This is a genomic window from Xanthobacter autotrophicus (genome assembly GCF_005871085.1).
Lineage (GTDB): Bacteria > Pseudomonadota > Alphaproteobacteria > Rhizobiales > Xanthobacteraceae > Xanthobacter > Xanthobacter autotrophicus.
In genome coordinates, this window is sequence record NZ_VAUP01000022.1 from 579,915 (window position 1) to 597,943 (window position 18,029).

Genomic DNA, 18,029 nt, shown 5'->3' on the forward strand with positions numbered 1-18,029 from the left:
TCAAACACTGTCCCGGAATTGATACCCCGCCCCTCAAGACCCCATCAATAAAGGCGCACCGCCATGCTGTTCCATGTCGAGATGACCGTGAAGATCCCCCACGACTTCCCCGTGGAGAAAGCCGACACCATCAAGGCGGCGGAAAAGGCCTATGCCCAGGACCTGCAGCGGCAGGGCAAGTGGGTGCATCTGTGGCGCGTGGCCGGGCGCTATTCCAACATCTCCATCTTCGACGTGGAGAGCGTGGACGAGCTGCACACCCTGCTCTCCTCCCTGCCGCTCTTCCCCTTCATGGACATCACTGTGACGGCGCTGGCGCGCCACCCGTCGGCGATCTGAGGAGCGCGCCCATGATCGACAAAACCAGGCCCGACACGCAAAGCTGCGTCGCCGACATCCCCGACGGGGCGACCCTGCTGGTGGGCGGCTTCGGCGGCGCCGGCATGCCCCACGAACTGATCGAGGCAGTGATCGCCCGCGCGCCGAAGGACCTCACCATCATCTCCAACAATGCCGGCAACGGCACCACTGGGCTTGCCGCTTTGCTGGCGGCAGGGCTGGTGAAGAAAGTGGTGTGCTCCTTCCCGCGCCAGGCGGATTCCTTCGTGTTCGACAAGCTCTATCGCGAGGGCAGACTGGAGCTGGAGCTGGTGCCCCAGGGCAATCTGGTGGAGCGCATCCGCGCCGGCGGTGCCGGCATCGGCGCCTTCTTCACCCCCACCGGCTACGGCACCCCCATCGCGGCCGGGAAGGAGACGCGGCAGATCGACGGGCGCAACTATGTGCTCGAATATCCGCTGAAGGCCGACTTCGCCCTCATCAAGGCCCACCGCGGCGACCGCTGGGGCAACCTCACCTATCGCAAGACGGCGCGCAATTTCGGTCCGGTCATGGCCACCGCCGCCACCGTCACCGTGGCGCAGGTGGAGGACATCGTCCCCCTCGGGACGCTGGATCCGGAAGACATCGTCACCCCCGGCGTGTTCGTGGACCGCCTGGTGGCCATCGGCACGGGAGCCGCCCAATGAGCGACATCGCCTTCACGCCCTGGACGCGCGCCGAGATGGCGCAGCGCATCGCCGCCGACATCCCGGACGGCGCCATCGTCAACATCGGCATCGGCATGCCCGAGCTGGTGGCGGACTTCCTGCCGCAGGACAAGGAAATCCTGCTCCACAGCGAGAACGGCATCCTCGGCATGGGCCCCAAGCCCTCGCCCAACGAGGTGGACTATGACCTCATCAACGCCGGCAAGCAGCCGGTGACGCTGCTGGACGGCGGGGCCTTCTTCGACCACAGCCTGTCGTTCGCCATGATGCGCGGCGGGCATCTGGACATCGCCATCCTCGGCGCCTTCCAGGTGGCGGTGAACGGCGACCTCGCCAACTGGGCCACCAACGATCCCAACGCCATTCCCGCCGTGGGCGGCGCCATGGACCTCGCGGTGGGCGCCCGCAACGTGTTCGTGATGATGGAGCTGCTCACCAAGAAGGGCGACTCCAAGTTGGTGGAGCACTGCACCTATCCGCTCACCGGCCTCGGCTGCGTCTCGCGCGTCTATACGGACCACGGGGTGATCGACATCACCCCCGAGGGCTTCGTGGCGCGCACGCTGCCGCCGGGCCTGAGCCTCGACGACCTGAACGCGCGCGCCGGCATCGCCATCCGCGCCAGTTGAGCGCCGCCACCCACTGCGTCGCACGGCCCACCCCTTGCGCCGGGGCGGGCGGGCGGCTTTCCTGCACCTCGATTGACTGCCCCCCGATCTGCCCCGCCAGCCGGCGCGGCGCCCCCTTCCAGCCGGAGACAGCCGGATGCCCTTCATCGCCGCCGGAGAGATCACCACCCACTACGCCCTCGAAGGCCCCGAGGGCGCCCCGGTGCTGCTGCTCGCCAATTCGCTGGGCACCAGCTTCCATGTGTGGGACGAGGTGATGGCCGATCTTGCGGCCGCCTTCCGGGTGCTGCGCTATGACATGCGCGGCCACGGCCTCACGGACGTGACGCCCCTGCCTGCGGACGGCAGCGGCTATTCCATCCCCCTGCTCGCGGCCGACGCGCTGGCGCTGCTGGATGCCCTCGGCATCGAGAAGGCCCATGTGTGCGGCCTCTCCATCGGCGGCATGGTGGCCCAGCATCTGGCGGCGACGACACCTCAGCGGGTGGACCGGCTGGTGCTGTGCGACACCTCGGCCCTCATCGGCCCCGCCTCGGTGTGGGACGAGCGCATCGCCGGCATCCGCCGCGACGGCCTCGCCGCCATCGCGCCGGGGGTGATGGGCCGCTGGTTCACGGACGCCTTCCGGCAGAAGGCCCCGCAGCTCATGCGCGGCTATGCCAACATGGTGGCCCGCACCACGCTGGACGGCTATCTCGGCTGCGCCATGGCGGTGCGCGATGCCGACCTGAGGGCAGCGGCGGCCACCATCACCGCGCCCACCCTCGTCATCGTCGGCGATCAGGACCCGGCGACGCCCCCCGCCTCCGCGCAGGCGCTGGCCTCAGCCATCCCCGGCGCCCGGCTGGAGGTGATCGCGGATGCCTCCCACATTCCCTGCGTGGAGCAGCCCGCAGCCCTCGCCCGCGTGCTGGTGCCGTTCCTGACCGCAGCCTAGAGACTTCCCCAGGGCAACGCCCGCACACATCCCCCCAAATCCCGCCGGGCGGGGCGCCCGGCGGGATGCCTTGATTGTCAATCCAGGCCTCGTCCGCTATGGCGACGGCTTAAAGCTTGGGGATGACTGGCAGGGCGGCGGCGTCATGGGGCTTGTATTTGGGACGCCGGTGGTCGTTCTTGGGCTTGCGGCCGTACTTTACCGTCTGCGACGGCATTATCTGCGGGCGCGACGCAGCCGAATACGACTTCGGTCGGAGAAGATCGGCTGGCCGCTTGTGGTCGCCGGCTGCTTCGGCGTGCTGCTGAGCGCTTCGGCCCATGTGGCGCCGCCATTCGCCGGCGCGGTCATCCTGGCGACGGGGGCCATCCTGCTTGGATGCGCGGCCACCATCGACCTCTCGTGCCGGCAGCATCTGGGGGCCTCGCCGTTCACCATCTACCGCTATGTGCGGCATTCGGGCTCGACCACCTCCCTGCCAAAGCTGGCCCGGACGTATTTTCGCCCGTTCGTTCCGCCGCGCTTTCTCGCGGCGGTGATCGCCGCCTTCCTCGCCATGGCGGCGCTGGCCCATCTGGCCATCGGGTCGGCCAACCTGTCCCTGGCGCTCGCCGTGCCGGCCTGCCTCCTGGCCCTGCTGGTGTGGGCGCTGCTCGAACGGGCGGGCGGGCGCCGGCCCCTGCTGCCGGAGGAAACCGCCTTCCTGCTCGTGCCGCCCGAGATGGGAACCTGCGAACTGCGCGCCGCCGACAGGAGCGGCCGATTCCGGCTCGCCGCTGCCGGGCACCGGCCGGAAACCATCCTCATCATCATCAATGAATCCGCCGGCCAGTGGCTGCCCGCGAGCGATGCGCCCGGCACCCGCCTGGCCGAGCGGATCCGCGAGCTGAGTGGACACCCCGCCGACTGGCTGGAGCCCTCGAACGTCGTCACCAATTCGGCCTGCACGGAAGTCAGCGTGCCGTCGCTGCTCACCGGCGTAGGGACCCACGAAAGCGCCGAGGCGCTGCACCGGATGCCCTTCGTGTTCGATCTCGCCAAGGCGCGCGGCTATCGCACCGCCCTGCTGATGGCGTCGACCCTTGAGTGGTCGAACCTCGACCGCTTCTTCTCCACCGCCGCCATCGACGATCTGTATGCGGCGGAGACCGAGGGCCATCCCCTCGTCAACGACATCGGCATCGACGACGCCTATCCGGTGGAGAAGCTCGAAGCCATCATCGCCGAGACCCGGGGGCCGCTCTTCGCCGTCCTCTTCCTCAACGCGCTCCATGTGCCGTTCCAGGCCGAGAGCCGCTTTCCCATTCCCGCTTCCCTCCAAGACCGGCGATCGCGCGCCCTTTCCATCACCGAGACGGCGCACCGGCGGGTGTTCGAGGCGCTGAAGCGCGCCGGCCGCTACGACGATGCCCTCATCCTGTCCATCGCCGACCATGGCGAGCGCCCGGACCATGCGGAGAGCGCCCGGGCGGCCATTTCCCGGCTGGAGAACTACAGCGACTGGGTGCTGCGCACCCTGTTCCTGGTCAAGCCACCGCGCCACCTGCCCGAGGCCATGGCCGAAGCCCTGCGCGGCAACGGCGCGCGCCTGATCGCCAATGTGGACATCGCCCCCACCCTCGCTGACCTGCTGGGCGTCGCCCTGGACGACGGCCTCGCCTATTGCGGTCACAGCCTGTTCCAGCCGATCCCGCCCGATCGCGTGTCCGTCGCCACCAGCACCAACGAGTGCCGTTCCTGGTTCGGGCCCGCCATCGCGCTGGCGCGGGGCCGCGAGCGGCTGACTTGCGATCGATTCGACTTCCTGCGCTATGAGAGCGGCGCACCGCCCGATCCCGCCACCGACGCGCCGCGGCGCGCTTCCCTGATCGCGGAGGCGCTGCGCACGCCCATCATCAACCAGACCATCGCCCGCATCTACCGCACGCATTTCTGACGCGCGCCGCGCCGGCCCGCCAACCGTCTGCGCCGGAAGGCTGACACGGGGAGGATTGCGCCCGGTGTGCGTTGCGGCGTAATCCTTGCCTCCAGATCGGGTAATCTTCAGGAGCACCGCATGACCACGAGCACCGGCACGACCACCGGGACCGGGACCGCCTTCGCGGCGGAAGGGGGCCAGCTGCGCTCCGACTGGACCGAGGCCGAGGCCCGGGCGCTCTATGACCTGCCCTTCCCCGAGCTGCTGTTCCGCGCCCAGAGCGTGCACCGGCGCCATTTCGACCCCACCACAGTGGAGACCGCGACGCTGCTCTCCATCAAGACCGGCGGCTGCGCCGAGGATTGCGGCTACTGCTCCCAGAGCGCCCACCACGAGACCGGCCTGAAGGCCACCAAGCTCATGGGCGTGGATGAGGTGCTGTCCCAGGCGCAGAAGGCCAAGGACGGCGGCGCCACCCGCTTCTGCATGGGCGCCGCCTGGCGCAGCCCCAAGGATCGCGACCTCGACGCCGTCTGCGCCATGATCTCGGGCGTCAAGGCCATGGGCCTGGAAGCCTGCGTGACCCTGGGCATGCTCACCCCTGATCAGGTGACCCGCCTCGGCGCCGCCGGCCTCGACTATTACAACCACAACATCGACACCTCGCCCGCCTTCTACCCCGAGATCGTCACCACCCGAACCATGGACGACCGGCTCGACACCCTCGCCTCGGTGCGGGCGGGCGGCATCCGGCTGTGCACCGGCGGCATCGTGGGCATGGGCGAGACCGTGGACGACCGCATCGCCATGCTGCTGGTGCTCGCCACCCTCGACCCCCATCCCGAGAGCGTGCCGCTGAACATGTGGAACGCCATCGAGGGCACCCCGGTGATGGACAAGGCCGACAAGCCCGACCCCATCGCCTTCGTGCGCCTGATCGCGCTGGCGCGCCTGCTGATGCCCAAGAGCATCGTGCGCCTCTCGGCCGGCCGCGACGCCATGAGCGACGAGATGCAGGCCCTGTGCTTCCTCGCCGGCGCCAATTCCATCTTCACCGGCGACGTTCTGCTCACCACCGGCAATCCGGAGCGGGACAAGGACGCGGCATTGTTCGCCCGCCTCGGCATCCGCGCTGCCGGCCCCACCGGAACAGAGATGCGCTCCGCCGCCGAGTGAGGACCGCAGGACGGGACCGGTTCCCCGGCAGGCGCGACGGAACACCCGAGAGCCCCTCAGGACCTTCAAAAGGGCGCCGGCGAGAGCTGCATGCGCCCTTTTCGGGCCTCAGCCCTCCACGGCGCTGGCCCTGAGCGGCGCCCCCAGCCGGGACGGCAGCCGGATGCTGAAGATGGCGCCCTCGGACCCGTTGCGGACCGAGAGGCTGCCGCCATGGTCGCGGACGATGCCGAAGCTCACCGACAGGCCAAGTCCGGTGCCCTTGCCCGGCGGCTTGGTGGTGAAGAACGGCTGGAAGATGCGGTCCACCATCTCCTCGGGAATGCCGCCACCATTGTCGGAGACCTCGATCACCAGTTGCTCCGCCACGCCCGGCCTGGCCTCGCCGGCGACGCGCACCACGATGCGGCCAGGAAAATGCTCCCCCACGGCGGCACGGCGCTCGTTGATGGCGTCACGGGCATTCTGGAGCAGGTTGATGATCACCTGTTCCAGCTGGTCCTGGCGGCAGAGCACCGCGGGCAGGTCGGGTTCGTACTGGGTCGTCACCTCGATTTCGTCGAGGCGGAAATGGGCGCCCACCACCTGCAAGGCGCCGTCCACCGCGTCGGTGGGGTGGGAGGGCTGAAGCTCCTCCTCGCTCTTGCGGCCGAAGATGCGCATGTGGTCGATGATGCGGCTCATGCGCACCGTCTGCTGGATGATGCGGTCGAGCTTGGCGGCGAGATGGTCGGCCGGCAGCCCCTTCTTCATGCCGGCCAGCGCATTGGACGCGGCCAGCCGGATCACCCCGAGGGGCTGGTTGATCTCGTGGGCAAGCCCGGTCGCCACTTCACCGAGGGAAGCCAGCTTCGACATCTGGTAGAGCTTGTTTTCCTCCATCCGCCGCTGGGTGCGATCCACGGCGAACACCACCATGTCGTCCCCCTCCCCCGGCGGTGACGCCCGCTCGATGCCCTGGAGCGGCGCCACAACCATCTCCACCTCCAGCTCACTGGTGCCATCCGACAGGTGCTCGTCGCGCAATTGCGGCTCCCGGAGCCCGCGGACGAGGACACGGAACCGGCCGCTGGCGAGATAGCGGCGCAGCATGGGCGACAGGGCCGCGTTGGAGGTGGTGCCCACCTCGCTCGCGCCGGCGGCGGTCACGTGCATGACGGCGACCCCCGGCACCCGGCTGATGGCTTCGAGCACGTTGGCCTCGCGCTGGCGCGCGAGGGCCTGCACTTCGTTGGCCTTGAGCTGTTTCTGCAGGTTGAGGTAGCGCCCGCCCAGCAGAACTACGATGAGCAGCGCGACCGAAAGACCGAGCGCCGTGCTCCAGATGGCGACGCGGAACTCGTTCGACTGCTGCTCCACGACGGCACGCGAATGGGCGACCAGCACCAGGATGGGATATTTTCGCGACGCGACCGAATAGCCGATGCGCGCGATGTGATCGAACGGGCTGGCCTGGTCATAGACCCCGTCATGCTTCCACGCCGCCAGAAAGGCAGGATCTGCGGAGACATCGTCGCCGAAGCTGGTGGTCCGGGCCGCGCGGGCGCGCACGATGCCGTCGCGACCGACGAGGGCGATCAGCATGTCATCCTCGGTGCGCAGCTGCTTGTAGAAATCGATGAAGTCGCTGATGGCGTAGGACGCCACCACCACCCCGGCAAAACGGCCTTCCGCATCAGCAAGCGGGCGGGAGAGCTGGATCCCCCATGTCTGCGACAGCCGGCCCAGCACCGGGCGGCTGATGTACAGTTCCGCATTCGCCCGGTCCTTGCCGATCTGGACCCGCACATGTTCACGGTCGGACAGGTCCATCCGTTCCAGGCCCGGAGACAGGCTGCTCGCGATCAGCACGCCCGACGTGTCGGTCACGCTCACCTGGAGCACAGCGGCAGGTAGCCTCAGGCTGCGGAGAACCTCGTAGACCTGCACCGGCGAGGCGGTGCCGTCATAGGCCTCGGCAAAGTCCTGAAGCACCGCATCGATGCGCTCGATGGACTGCTCGAAGCTGCGCATCAGCAGGGTGGCGGTGCGGTGGGCACTGTCCCGCGCCTCGGTCAGCACGGTCCGGCTGTGCAGCTGGTACAGCACCAGCGCCGCGGCGAACGGAATGAGGCCCACGAGGACCACAAGGCTGCACAGCATCAGCGTGACGGGATTGACCAGCCCCCGCAACCTGTCGCCCCACGCCTCATTACCGTTCATTCTTGCCGCCATTCCGCAGTCTACGAGAGCATGCGCCGATCGGATGGCCGTGCAACATGCTGGGGGCGCTCCCCTGCGCGGTTTCAGGCGGAGCGGGCACCATTGGCGTGAAGATAATGCGTCAGCGCAAGAGCCGGGAGCGATCGCCGCGAGGCACGGCAGGCGGGCAAAGCTCTAGCTGACGCAAAGTGCCACCAGGGCCTCGTAGAGGTCATCGAAGGCCAGCGGCTTGGAAAAACACCGCACCACCCCTGCCGCCAGCGCCTGCATGAGGTCGCCGGGGGCGGCATGGCCGGTCATCACCAGAAACTGAATCTTGCGCTCTGGAAAGGTCGCCTGAACAGCCCTGATCAGCGTGATGCCGTCCATGTCCGGCATGCGCATGTCGGTGAGGATGACGGTGATGGCAGGCTCGCGCTGAAGCGTGTCGATGGCCTCGGCGCCTCGTCCTACCGAAATCGCGGAAATCCCGCGAAAGCCCAGCGCCTCGACCAGTTCATCGAGGTATTCAGGCTCGTCATCAACCACAAGAATCCGGCCCATGCGCCACCGCTCACGACCATCTTCCGGCAACCGGAGCCGGACGTCATCAGGTTGAACCGACCTGACCGGTGGGGCGGCGGCGCAGGAAATCCACCTGACCGCCGGAGGCCCTGACCAGCCTGATGGCGGAGACACCGGTTCGCGCCGGCGCGCTGCGCACCGCCAGATCGGGAGGCACTGCACAACGCGGGGGCGGTACCGTCAAGGCGAATTCAGTTCATATCGGATTGATCTGCAAACCAAATCCGGATCGCCGTCGTAAAGGGAAGGCAAGCGCAAAAAACGCCCACCAAAGGTCCAAAAGGTATAAAGGTCCGTGCTTGAGGCACTTTCCAAGCCCCAGGCTTCGACCGGCAAACGCAACGCCTTATCTAGTTACCTTTATTCCTATCATCAAGCCGGACGAGGCCACCTTTGGCGGAGGATGGTTGATGGAAGGTCTTGAAGGGAGACAAAACTTGTCGCTCATCAAAGCCGGAGCGGGTGTTCGCGTCCAGAGTCCTTGAACTTTCAGCAAAGCTCGGCTTGCCGAGATCTTGAGGTGGCAGAAAACTTGATCATAAAAATCGGCGGCCACGACGGTACGAAGGCCGCCAACCGGAGGAGACGATGGACGGCCAGATCAAGACGGCCCCTCGCGTATTGCTGGTGGACGACGATCCCGACGTGCTGATCGAATTGCAGGAAGGCCTTGGCCTGCTGGGTATTACCTCCCTCACCGCCGGTACCGCGGTCGAGGCGCTTGATCTCATGGAGCGCCACGACAACCTCCAGGTCGTCGTAACCGACCTGCAGATGCCGCGGATCGACGGCATCGAGCTGCTGCAGAAGCTTGCGGTGCGGCGCCGCAAGCATCCCGTGGCCGCTATCGTCATTACCGGCCACGCCTCCCTCGACCGCGCCGTGGGGGCGCTGCGCCTGCAGGCGGTGGACTTTCTGCAGAAGCCGCTGAGCGCCGAGGAGGTGGCCCACGCCATCACCCGCGCCTTCGCGCTGGTGGAGGACGAGGCCACGTCCGAGGGGGAGACGGGTTCACCCCCGGCGAGCTCCCCTCCGCGTCCCCATGACCTGAGCGCCCAGCATCTGCGGGCGCGCTATCTGCGCGCCCTCGTGGCCGCCCGCGCCGACCGCGACGCCATCTTTCAGACCGGCCTGTTTTCCGACCCGGCCTGGGAGATGATGCTCGATCTCGCCATGGCGGAAGCCAGCCATCGGCCCATCTCCGTCACCAGCCTGTGCATCGCCTCCGGCGCGCCAGCCACCACCGCCCTGCGGCGCATCGACGACCTGGAGGAGGCCGGGCTCGTGTCCCGGGTTCCCGACGCCCGCGACCGGCGGCGCATCATCGTCCACCTCACCGATCTCGGGCGCGCGCGCATGGAAGCCTTCGTGCAACGGCAGGCGGACCGCCTGGGCATCACCCTGGACTGAGCCCATGGCAGGGCCGCCCCGCCGATGGCGGGAACGCGCCCGCGCAACCCGGAACGGGCCGGATGGCCCCGCGAACGAAACCACCCGGCCCGCCCACCCCGTGCCGGTCAGGGCTTGGCACGGGATCCCGACAGGTGCGCCAGTACACGCACGCGAAGACACGTGCGCTCAAACACGCGAGCCCAGACCTTGCGTTGCAGGCACTGGTCACCCGGATCGGCAGAAGATGGGGTCTAGCACGCACAACCGGGAAGCGAATTAAGAGACTGATCCAAAAGGGATCGAATCCGGAGCCGGCCTGGCCCCGATGGGCCGCAGCGACTCTGACGCAAGGCACCGGCGCACCTTGTCGCCGCCAGCATGGGCAGCGACAATCGGCTGCCGGGCCCCGGCTTGAGCCGGATTCGGGTCCCGAGCGGCGCAGCGCCCCGGCGCGCGGTTCAGGTGGAAGGGTCCGGCTCCGGAACAGGCCCGGCGAAGCAGCAGATGTTCAACCCCGGGCGCCACATCGCCCATGGAGGGGCGAGAACGCGCCCACGCCGCACTGCGCTCCCGCCGTGCCGCAAGGCCACCATCACCAGCTGATTCGGACCGCTTGGCCGGATGCGTCGGCACCCGCTCGCCGTTCAGGGACAGGCAGGTTCAGGAAAAGGGAAAGCTCAGGAGAACGGCCTCGGCGGCGGCCGAAGCCTGCGTTCAGTGCATCTGAAGCGGAAATGGTGGAGCCAGGCGGAATCGAACCGCCGACCTCTTGAATGCCATTCAAGCGCTCTCCCAACTGAGCTATGGCCCCACGCGGGGAAGCGTGGTCGCGTCCGGGACGATCCGAGCCGAGGCCCGAGCCGCGTTCCGCACGCTTATGGGAAATTTGGTGGAGCCAGGCGGAATCGAACCGCCGACCTCTTGAATGCCATTCAAGCGCTCTCCCAACTGAGCTATGGCCCCACTTTACCGCGGCCTGCGCGCAGGGCGCTCCTTTGGGGGGAAGCGCCGGATCTGCGTGCCGGGAAATCCGCGGCGGATGCCCGGTGAACCTTAGTCGTGAAACCAGGCCCGCCGAGCGAGAGCGGCCTTTAAGCACAGGCCGCGTCGGGTATCAAGCCTCTTCGTCGTCCTCGAGGCCCTCACCGATGAGATCGGAGACGTCGTCCCCATCATCTTCGTCTTCTTCGAGGAAGGTGTCGTCGTCACCGGCCTCGATGTCGTCGTCCACGTCCACATCGTCGCCCACGACCACCTTGGCGGGGGCGGCGGCTTCCTCGTCCGCTTCCTCGAGGCTGATGACCTCGGCCTCGGTGTCCTCGGCTTCAACCTCCTCGACCGCGCCACGCGGCTCGGCTCGGCTCGAGCCGCGCACGGCGGGCTCGAAATAGGATCGCGGATAGGACTCCCCCGTGAACGGCGACACGACGGGGTCCTTATTCAGGTCGTAGAACTTGCGCCCCGTAACAGGACAGATGCGCTTCGTGCCGAGTTCAGCTTTCGCCACGGCAAAGATCCTCGGAAGGGCTAAACAGGAGCGTGCTCCATTGGCGCCAGACGTATCCCCTGTCAAGGCCCGATCATCAGGCGAGCGCGGGGCGGTGACGCCTCGCCGCGCCCTGTGCTAGAGCACGCCCCGGTACCTTGCCCGGCAGGGCGACCTGTTCCGGCTTCCCGCAAGCCGGCATGCACGCAAGAATCCATCGCCGACGAACTCCGGCCCAGACGCCAACGCTTGAGGAAGGCCCCCATGTCCGCCACCCGCAGCGCCGCTCCCGCCTCCGGCCACGGCGACGGCCCGGCTCAGCCCGCGACCGCCCTTCGCTCTCCTGCGCTCAGCGGCCGCGTGCGCGTTCCCGGTGACAAGTCCGTGTCCCACCGCGCGCTGATCTTCGGCCTGTTCGCGGAGGGCATCACCCGCATCACCGGCCTGCTGGAAGGCGAGGACGTGCTGAACACGGCCAAGGCCTGCGCCGCCCTGGGCGCGCGCGTCACCCGCCGCGGTCCCGGCGACTGGGAGGTGGAGGGCGCCGGCGCCGACGGGCTGTCCTCCCCCGCCGCCCCGCTGGATTTCGGCAATTCCGGCACCGGCGTGCGCCTGATGATGGGCGCGGTGGCCGGGCAGGATGTGACCGCCACCTTCGACGGCGACGCCAGCCTCCGGCGGCGCCCCATGAAGCGCGTGCTGGACCCGCTCACCGCCATGGGGGTGGAGATCGTGGCCAGCGCCGAGGGCGGGCGCCTGCCCCTCACCCTCAAGGGCAGCGACAAGACGAAAGCCATCACCTACGAGACCCCGATGCCGTCGGCGCAGGTCAAGTCAGCGGTGCTGCTGGCCGGCCTTGGCGCCCTGGGCGAGACGGTGGTGATCGAGCGCGAAGCCACCCGCGACCACACCGAACGCATGCTGGCCCATTTCGGCGCCGACGTGCGGGTGGAGCCCCACGGCCCCCACGGTCGCCGCATCGCCCTGAAGGGCCGGCCAACGCTGGTGGCCGCCCCGGTGGACGTGCCGGCCGACCCCTCCTCCGCCGCCTTCCCGCTGGTGGCGGCGCTGATCGTGCCCGGCTCCGACGTGACCCTGACCGACGTGATGATGAACCCGCTGCGCACCGGCCTCATCACCACGCTGCTCGAAATGGGCGCCAGCATCGAGGTGGTGGCCGAGCGCACCGAGGGCGGTGAGCGCGTCGCCGACCTGCGCGTGCGCCATTCCCGCCTGAAGGGCGTGGAGGTGCCCCCCGAGCGGGCGCCGGCCATGATCGACGAATATCCGGTCCTCGCCGTCGCCGCCGCCTTCGCGGAGGGCGTCACCGCCATGCGCGGCCTCTCCGAGCTGCGGGTGAAGGAAAGCGATCGCCTGGCGGCGGTGGCGGACGGCCTTGCCGCCTGCGGCGTGGCCCATGAGGTGGTGGGGGACGATCTCCTCGTCACCGGCGCTGCCACGGTCAAGGGCGGCGGTCCGGTGGCCACTCACATGGATCACCGCATCGCCATGTCGTTCCTGGTGCTGGGCCTCGCCAGCGAAGAGGGCGTGAGCGTGGACGACGTGGCCTTCATCGCCACCTCCTTCCCCACCTTCATGCCCATGATGCGCGGCCTCGGCGCCGTCATTTCGTGAGGTGACAACCGTGGTCATCGCCATCGACGGGCCGGCGGCCTCCGGCAAGGGCACGCTGGCCCGCCGGCTCGCCGCTTATTACGGCCTGCCCCACCTCGACACCGGCCTGCTCTACCGGGCCGTGGGCGCCATCGTGCTGGCGCAGGGGCGGCTTCAGGATGAGGCGGCCGCGGTGGAGGCAGCGCGAACGCTGGACGTGGCGGCGCTCGATCCCGACACCCTGCGCACGGCGGAACTGGGCGAGGCGGCCTCGGTGGTGGCGGCGCGCGGCGGCGTCCGCGCGGCCCTGCTGGATCTCCAGCACCGATTCGCGGCCCAGCCCGGCGGCGCGGTGCTGGATGGGCGGGACATCGGCACCGTCATCTGCCCGAAGGCGCAGGCCAAGCTGTTCGTCACGGCCACGCCGGAGGTGCGCGCCGAGCGGCGCCACCGCGAATTGATCGGGCGCGGCGAGGATATCGCCTATGCGGCTGTCCTCGCGGACATCCGCAAGCGCGACGAGCGTGATTCGGCCCGTGCCGCTGCGCCGCTGGTGCAGGCGGACGACGCGGTGCTGCTGGACACGTCGGCGCTGGATATCGCCCAGGCGTTCGAGGCGGCCCTCACCATCGTGGAGGCCCGGCGGCGGGGAAGTTGACGCGTCAAGCCAATGGCCTGGAGCTTTGCTCATGGGCCATTGGCCAAGCCCGCGCGCCGCTTGAGCGGACCCACTTCGCGTACCATTTCGCCTCGGGCAACGACCGAGGCCGATGGCATCAGGCCTTCAGCCGGTCGAAGGTGCGCGCCATTTCCTCGCGGCTCACATGGTCGATCATGGCGGGCTCGAACACGTCGGTGCCGGCGGCGAAGGCCGCCTCCGCGTCGGGCCGCGCCAGGGCGATCCTCAGTGCCCCCACCAAGTCATAGAGTGCCCAGGGGTGGCCCGTATCGCGCAGGGCCGATTGCAGCGCGCCCTGCACCAGCGCCCGCACCGTGCGGTGTGATTCGGAGACGGGCACTTCGTCCGCCTCCCCTTCCAGCGCGGCGACGCAGGCTTCCTCGTTGAAGGAGACGTGGCCCCGGCACGCCAGCGGGCGCACCGGATAGATCACGCAGATGCCCTCGACGAGGAACGGGCATTCACGCCCCAGCGCCATGGTGCCGGCGGCCTCGGGCGCGGCGGCCGAAGCGGCGGCGAGGCGCGCGGGCAGATCGATGCCCACCTTTCGGAAGCCATCCGCCATGGCCCGCACATAGCGCGCCACCATCAGCACCTCGGGAGCGGTGGCCACCACCTGGATCCGGCAGCAGGTGCCACAGCCTTTGCGGCAGGCCAGCGGCGGCAGGTCCCTGGTCTGCTCGTCCACATTGTGCTCGTAGCTGGAAAACGCCTGCATCCAGATGCGGTCGAGCAGATTCGCCGCGCCCTTGTTGGCACCAAGCGTGGCGCCGAAGGCTTCGTGCTGGGCGCGGAAGAACCCGGCCGGCCCTGCCTCGTCACGCGCATCCTCCGCCCGCCCCTCTGAAGCGATCGCCACGGCAAGCCTCCAAAAATGCCATCCGCCCGCAACGGGCGCCGCGCCACGCTCCCCAAGATGGAAAGCCGGCGCATTGAGATGGAACAAGCTATGTTTCGTTGGATACAACGTTCAACATAGGGAAACTGCGTAGGAACTTGGGGGACGGCCACAAAGGGGAGAGCCCGCACCGGCGCGGCGCGGGCTCCTCGTTTCTCAGAAGAACCTGGGCGCTCAGAAGAAGGAGCCGACCACGCTGGTGTGTTCCACCGACGGCGGGCTGGCGAAATGGGGGCTGGCGAGGCGCCGCCATTCCTGGAATTCGGGCGAGTTGCGGAAGTGGACCATGTGGTCTTCCACCGTGTCCCAGGTCACCACGAGATAATAGCGGCTGGGCGTTTCCACCGAGCGCTGCAGCGACAGGCCGCGGCAGCCGCGCGACTTCTGGAAGAAGGGGGCAGCTTCCTTCACTCCGGCCTCGAAGGCCGCTTCCGAGCCTTCCTTGATGTCCAGCGTGGCGATCTCATAGACCATGATGTTTTCCTTCACAGCGACGGCCCGTCCGCGCCGCCGCGCGGGACATTAAGGCTTCGCCCCGTCGAGGCAAGATTGCCCGGCACCGGCCCGCAAGCCTGCCAATGGACTTGCCAAGCCGGGAGGGAAGAGGCAAACCCGCACCATCATTGCGAAACACGAGCTTTGCCATGGCCCATTGGCTCTACAAGTCCGAACCCTTCAAATGGTCGTGGGACATGCAGGTGAAGGCTGGCGCCAAGGGCACCCACTGGGACGGGGTGCGCAACCACCTCGCCAAGCAGCAACTGCTGGCCATGAAGAAGGGTGACCGGGGTTTCTTCTACCATTCCAACGAGGGCAAGGAGATTGTCGGCATCGTGGAGGTCATCAAGGAGGCCTATCCCGACCCCTCCGACCCCTCGGGCAAGTTCTTCATGGTGGACATCAAGGCGGTGAAGCCCCTGAAGACCCCGGTGACGCTCGCCGCCGTCAAGGCCGAGCCGCGGCTCCAGGAGATGGCGCTCATCAAATTCTCCCGCCTCTCGGTGCAGCCGGTGACCGATGAGGAATGGGACATCGTCTGCGGGATGGGCGGGGTGTGAGAGCGCCCATCGCCGACCCGCTCGCCTTCATCCGCGCCGAAACCCGCCTGAACCCGGTGCCGCTGGTGCCGGAAATCTCGCTCCATGTGGCCGACGAGGCCGTGCCCCTCTGGCAGCGCACCGAGGAAGAGCTGGGCGAGATGGGCCTGCCGCCGCCATTCTGGGCCTTCGCCTGGGCCGGCGGGCAGGCGCTGGCCCGCCACGTGCTCGACCATCCCGAAACGGTGGCGGGCCGCAAGGTGCTGGATTTCGCCTCCGGCTCCGGCCTCGTGGGCATCGCCGCCATGAAGGCGGGGGCGGCGTCCGTCACCTGTGCCGATATCGACCCCTTCGCCCGCGCCGCCATCGGCCTCAACGGGGAAGCCAACGGCGTCACCCTCACCGCCACCGAGCATGACCTCATCGGCACCGACGCGGGCTGGGACACGGTGCTTGCCGGCGACATCGCCTATGAGAAGGACCTGTCCGCGCGGGTGTTCGACTGGCTGCTCGCCCTGTCCACGCGCGGCGCCACCGTGCTCATCGGCGATCCCGGCCGCACCTACCTGCCCAAGGACCGGCTGGAGCACCTCGCCGAATACAGCGTGCCGGTGACCCGGGAGCTGGAGGATATGGAGATCAAGCGCACCAGCGTCTGGCGCCCGCGCGGGGTTTCTACCATCGGCCTCGGTCGTTGACCGATGCCAAGTGGGTTCGCTCAAGCGCCGCGCGGGCTTGTCCAATGGCCCACGAGGCAGGCTCGAGGGCCATTGGTGTGAGCGGCGCTCCCTTCAGCACGGCCCCTCCGGCTTGCTGCAGAAGGCCTTGTGCAGCGCCTCGATGATGTGGAGCACCTCCTCGCGGGCGATGCGGTAGTGCACGCTCGTGCCCTCGCGCCGGGCCTCCACCAGGCCGTCGGCGCGCAGGCGCATGAGCTGTTGCGACATGGGCACCTGCTCGATGCCCAGCTCGTCCCGCAATTGGCCCACCGATTTCTCCCCACTGCCCAGTGCGCACAGCACCAAGAGGCGCTGCGGATGGGAGAGGCTGCGCATCAGCTCGGCCGCCCGTTCCGAAGCGGGCATCATATCAACAACATTCATGATCTTGAATTTATAATGTTTGAATGTTAAATGCAAACGAACCCGCACGGGCAAGGGGCCCACGCGCTTTCGAGGATCTAGGATAATGTCGGTTGATCGCGCCGTCATGCTGTTTGCCGGGCTAATGGTGCTGGCCTCCCTCGGCCTCGGCCTTTTCGTATCGCCTTACTGGTTCTGGCTCACCGCCTTCGTGGGCGTGAACCTGATGCAGGCGTCCCTCACCGGCTTCTGCCCGGCTGCCATCGTGCTGAAGAAGCTGGGCCTGAAGCCCGGCGTCGCCTTCTCCTGAGCCCGCGCCCGGTGCCGGCCGGGCGGAAGAGACCTAAGATGCACCTGCCTTCCCTCGCGCTGTTCGCCGCGCTCCTTGCCGCTCCCCTCGCCTCCTCCGCCGCAGGGGCGGAGGATTTCACCGTGCGCCTGGAACAGGTGCCGGAGCTGAAAGCCGTGTTCGGCGAGGTGGAAAGCCGCACCGTGGTGCCCGCCCGCGCCCGCATAGGCGGCAGCTTGCGGGCGGTCTCCGTCTCCGAGGGCAGCCTGGTGAAGGAGGGCGACGAAATCGCCCTGGTGGTGGACGACAAGCTCGCCCTCTCCCTCAACGCCGCAGACGCCCGGATCAAGGAGCTGCGGTCCCAGCTCGAAAACGCCCGCGTCGAGCTGGACCGCACCCAGCAGCTGGTGGCCAAGGGCGTCGCCAGCCAGAGCCGGCTGGACACCGGCAAGACCCTGTTCGACGTGGCCACCAACCAGGTCACCGCCGCCGAGGCCGACCGCGCCGTGGTGCTCCAGCGGGCTCGCGAGGGCGCCGTGCTGGCCCCGGCGGACGGACGCGTCCTCACTGTTCCGGTGACGCCGGGCAGCGTGGTGCTGGCCGGTGATGAGATCGCCCGCATCGCCTCCGGCCCCTATTACCTGCGCCTCAGCCTGCCCGAGCGCCACGCCGCCGACATCCGCGAGGGCGGCACGGTCCGCATCGGCCAGCGCGGCATCACGCAGGATAGGGCCGGAACCGCCGCCACCGCCCGCCTTGGGCGGGTGGTGAAGGTCTATCCGGAAATCACCGCCGGCCGCGTCATGGCCGACGTGGAGGTGGACGGCCTCGGCGATTATTTCGTCAACGAGCGCACTTTGGTGTGGGTGGAGATCGGCCGTCGCGGCGTACTCGCCATCCCCCCGGCCCTGGTCTCGACCCGCCACGGCATCGACTATGTGCGCGTTGCCACGCCGCGCGGCGCCCTCGACGTGCCCGTGGTGCTCGGCGCACGCCTCACCGACGCCGCCGGGGAGCGGGTGGAGGTGCTCACCGGCCTCGCCGACGGCGACCGGATCCAGGCGCCGGGGCACTGAC

General features: G+C 68.5%; 19 protein-coding genes and 2 tRNA genes. 13 read left to right on the forward strand and 8 right to left on the reverse strand.

The genetic code is table 11. The features are described 5' to 3' along the window. Nucleotides 1–63: 63 nt before the first annotated feature. The 6 genes from catC to bioB all read left to right on the forward strand — a co-directional run bounded on the left by catC (nucleotide 64) and on the right by bioB (nucleotide 5,709). Nucleotides 64–339 (forward strand): muconolactone Delta-isomerase, encoded by a 276-nt coding sequence (catC, locus tag FBQ73_RS11415; RefSeq protein WP_138399587.1) that lies wholly within the window; start codon nucleotides 64–66, stop codon nucleotides 337–339. A 14-nt stretch (nucleotides 340–353) separates the two neighbouring features. Then, the gene (locus tag FBQ73_RS11420; protein WP_449353875.1) at nucleotides 354–1,028 is read left to right on the forward strand and encodes a 3-oxoacid CoA-transferase subunit A; all 675 of its coding nucleotides are present in this window, start codon (nucleotides 354–356) and stop codon (nucleotides 1,026–1,028) included. Beyond that, a complete protein-coding gene (locus FBQ73_RS11425; protein WP_138399589.1) occupies nucleotides 1,025–1,678 on the forward strand; it encodes a 3-oxoacid CoA-transferase subunit B in 654 nt (217 codons plus the stop codon). The genes FBQ73_RS11420 and FBQ73_RS11425 overlap by 4 nt, the downstream gene beginning before the upstream one ends. 136 nt (nucleotides 1,679–1,814) lie before the next feature. Further along, nucleotides 1,815–2,615: a 3-oxoadipate enol-lactonase gene (gene pcaD / locus FBQ73_RS11430; protein WP_138399590.1), complete on the forward strand. Its 801-nt coding sequence runs from the start codon at nucleotides 1,815–1,817 to the stop codon at nucleotides 2,613–2,615. 277 nt (nucleotides 2,616–2,892) lie between these two features. Continuing rightward, complete coding sequence (locus tag FBQ73_RS11435) at nucleotides 2,893–4,551, forward strand: sulfatase-like hydrolase/transferase (protein WP_170218845.1); 1,659 nt, start codon at nucleotides 2,893–2,895, stop codon at nucleotides 4,549–4,551. A 120-nt stretch (nucleotides 4,552–4,671) separates the two neighbouring features. Further along, nucleotides 4,672–5,709: a biotin synthase BioB gene (bioB, locus tag FBQ73_RS11440; protein ID WP_138399592.1), complete on the forward strand. Its 1,038-nt coding sequence runs from the start codon at nucleotides 4,672–4,674 to the stop codon at nucleotides 5,707–5,709. A 108-nt stretch (nucleotides 5,710–5,817) separates the two neighbouring features. Here bioB and FBQ73_RS11445 read toward each other — a convergent pair whose 3' ends face one another. Both FBQ73_RS11445 and FBQ73_RS11450 read right to left on the reverse strand, forming a co-directional pair. Beyond that, nucleotides 5,818–7,911, reverse strand: a complete 2,094-nt coding sequence (locus FBQ73_RS11445) for an ATP-binding protein (protein WP_138399593.1) — start codon at nucleotides 7,909–7,911, stop codon at nucleotides 5,818–5,820. A 174-nt stretch (nucleotides 7,912–8,085) separates the two neighbouring features. Next, nucleotides 8,086–8,454, reverse strand: coding sequence for a response regulator (locus FBQ73_RS11450; RefSeq protein ID WP_138399594.1), 369 nt, complete (start codon nucleotides 8,452–8,454; stop codon nucleotides 8,086–8,088). A gap of 609 nt (nucleotides 8,455–9,063) precedes the next feature. Here FBQ73_RS11450 and FBQ73_RS11455 point away from each other — a divergent pair. Beyond that, nucleotides 9,064–9,885 (forward strand): response regulator, encoded by an 822-nt coding sequence (locus FBQ73_RS11455; RefSeq protein WP_138399595.1) that lies wholly within the window; start codon nucleotides 9,064–9,066, stop codon nucleotides 9,883–9,885. A gap of 717 nt (nucleotides 9,886–10,602) precedes the next feature. On the opposite strand, the gene FBQ73_RS11460 is transcribed toward FBQ73_RS11455, so the two are convergent. The 3 genes from FBQ73_RS11460 to FBQ73_RS11470 all read right to left on the reverse strand — a co-directional run bounded on the left by FBQ73_RS11460 (nucleotide 10,603) and on the right by FBQ73_RS11470 (nucleotide 11,374). After that, a tRNA-Ala gene (locus FBQ73_RS11460) sits at nucleotides 10,603–10,678 on the reverse strand. 76 nt (nucleotides 10,679–10,754) lie between these two features. Beyond that, nucleotides 10,755–10,830 (reverse strand) — tRNA-Ala (locus tag FBQ73_RS11465). 151 nt (nucleotides 10,831–10,981) lie between these two features. Then, nucleotides 10,982–11,374, reverse strand: a complete 393-nt coding sequence (locus FBQ73_RS11470) for a TIGR02300 family protein (protein WP_138399596.1) — start codon at nucleotides 11,372–11,374, stop codon at nucleotides 10,982–10,984. Between the two features lie 243 nt (nucleotides 11,375–11,617). Between FBQ73_RS11470 and aroA the strand changes: the two genes are divergently transcribed. Next, nucleotides 11,618–12,988 (forward strand): 3-phosphoshikimate 1-carboxyvinyltransferase, encoded by a 1,371-nt coding sequence (gene aroA, locus FBQ73_RS11475; protein ID WP_138399597.1) that lies wholly within the window; start codon nucleotides 11,618–11,620, stop codon nucleotides 12,986–12,988. A 10-nt stretch (nucleotides 12,989–12,998) separates the two neighbouring features. Further along, the gene (gene cmk, locus FBQ73_RS11480) at nucleotides 12,999–13,625 is read left to right on the forward strand and encodes a (d)CMP kinase (protein ID WP_138399598.1); all 627 of its coding nucleotides are present in this window, start codon (nucleotides 12,999–13,001) and stop codon (nucleotides 13,623–13,625) included. A gap of 118 nt (nucleotides 13,626–13,743) precedes the next feature. Here cmk and FBQ73_RS11485 read toward each other — a convergent pair whose 3' ends face one another. Next, nucleotides 13,744–14,505 (reverse strand): YkgJ family cysteine cluster protein, encoded by a 762-nt coding sequence (locus FBQ73_RS11485; protein WP_210236748.1) that lies wholly within the window; start codon nucleotides 14,503–14,505, stop codon nucleotides 13,744–13,746. Nucleotides 14,506–14,718: 213 nt separating this feature from the next. Then, a complete protein-coding gene (locus FBQ73_RS11490; RefSeq protein ID WP_138399599.1) occupies nucleotides 14,719–15,018 on the reverse strand; it encodes an antibiotic biosynthesis monooxygenase family protein in 300 nt (99 codons plus the stop codon). A gap of 170 nt (nucleotides 15,019–15,188) precedes the next feature. Here FBQ73_RS11490 and FBQ73_RS11495 point away from each other — a divergent pair, with 170 nt between their 5' ends. Then, nucleotides 15,189–15,602, forward strand: coding sequence for an EVE domain-containing protein (locus tag FBQ73_RS11495; RefSeq protein ID WP_138399600.1), 414 nt, complete (start codon nucleotides 15,189–15,191; stop codon nucleotides 15,600–15,602). Beyond that, nucleotides 15,569–16,279 carry a class I SAM-dependent methyltransferase gene (locus FBQ73_RS11500; RefSeq protein WP_138399601.1) on the forward strand — a complete coding sequence of 237 codons (711 nt, stop codon included), beginning with the start codon at nucleotides 15,569–15,571 and terminating at the stop codon, nucleotides 16,277–16,279. The genes FBQ73_RS11495 and FBQ73_RS11500 overlap by 34 nt, the downstream gene beginning before the upstream one ends. Nucleotides 16,280–16,372: 93 nt before the next feature. Here FBQ73_RS11500 and FBQ73_RS11505 read toward each other — a convergent pair whose 3' ends face one another. After that, nucleotides 16,373–16,669 carry an ArsR/SmtB family transcription factor gene (locus FBQ73_RS11505; RefSeq protein WP_342780534.1) on the reverse strand — a complete coding sequence of 99 codons (297 nt, stop codon included), beginning with the start codon at nucleotides 16,667–16,669 and terminating at the stop codon, nucleotides 16,373–16,375. 100 nt (nucleotides 16,670–16,769) lie between these two features. Here FBQ73_RS11505 and FBQ73_RS11510 point away from each other — a divergent pair, with 100 nt between their 5' ends. Together FBQ73_RS11510 and FBQ73_RS11515 are read left to right on the forward strand one after the other, a co-directional pair. Beyond that, nucleotides 16,770–16,973: a YgaP family membrane protein gene (locus tag FBQ73_RS11510; protein WP_138399603.1), complete on the forward strand. Its 204-nt coding sequence runs from the start codon at nucleotides 16,770–16,772 to the stop codon at nucleotides 16,971–16,973. Nucleotides 16,974–17,011: 38 nt separating this feature from the next. Beyond that, complete coding sequence (locus FBQ73_RS11515; protein WP_138399604.1) at nucleotides 17,012–18,028, forward strand: efflux RND transporter periplasmic adaptor subunit; 1,017 nt, start codon at nucleotides 17,012–17,014, stop codon at nucleotides 18,026–18,028. Nucleotide 18,029: the final 1 nt, after the last annotated feature.

Coding starts and splice junctions, on each gene's coding strand:
- catC (WP_138399587.1), top strand. CDS start 64: ATGCTGTTCCATGTCGAGATGACCGTGAAGATCCCCCACGACTTCCCC.
- FBQ73_RS11425 (WP_138399589.1), top strand. CDS start 1,025: ATGAGCGACATCGCCTTCACGCCCTGGACGCGCGCCGAGATGGCGCAG.
- pcaD (WP_138399590.1), top strand. CDS start 1,815: ATGCCCTTCATCGCCGCCGGAGAGATCACCACCCACTACGCCCTCGAA.
- bioB (WP_138399592.1), top strand. CDS start 4,672: ATGACCACGAGCACCGGCACGACCACCGGGACCGGGACCGCCTTCGCG.
- FBQ73_RS11445 (WP_138399593.1), bottom strand. CDS start 7,911: ATGAACGGTAATGAGGCGTGGGGCGACAGGTTGCGGGGGCTGGTCAAT.
- FBQ73_RS11450 (WP_138399594.1), bottom strand. CDS start 8,454: ATGGGCCGGATTCTTGTGGTTGATGACGAGCCTGAATACCTCGATGAA.
- FBQ73_RS11455 (WP_138399595.1), top strand. CDS start 9,064: ATGGACGGCCAGATCAAGACGGCCCCTCGCGTATTGCTGGTGGACGAC.
- aroA (WP_138399597.1), top strand. CDS start 11,618: ATGTCCGCCACCCGCAGCGCCGCTCCCGCCTCCGGCCACGGCGACGGC.
- FBQ73_RS11490 (WP_138399599.1), bottom strand. CDS start 15,018: ATGGTCTATGAGATCGCCACGCTGGACATCAAGGAAGGCTCGGAAGCG.
- FBQ73_RS11495 (WP_138399600.1), top strand. CDS start 15,189: ATGGCCCATTGGCTCTACAAGTCCGAACCCTTCAAATGGTCGTGGGAC.
- FBQ73_RS11500 (WP_138399601.1), top strand. CDS start 15,569: ATGGGACATCGTCTGCGGGATGGGCGGGGTGTGAGAGCGCCCATCGCC.
- FBQ73_RS11505 (WP_342780534.1), bottom strand. CDS start 16,669: ATGATGCCCGCTTCGGAACGGGCGGCCGAGCTGATGCGCAGCCTCTCC.
- FBQ73_RS11510 (WP_138399603.1), top strand. CDS start 16,770: ATGTCGGTTGATCGCGCCGTCATGCTGTTTGCCGGGCTAATGGTGCTG.
- FBQ73_RS11515 (WP_138399604.1), top strand. CDS start 17,012: ATGCACCTGCCTTCCCTCGCGCTGTTCGCCGCGCTCCTTGCCGCTCCC.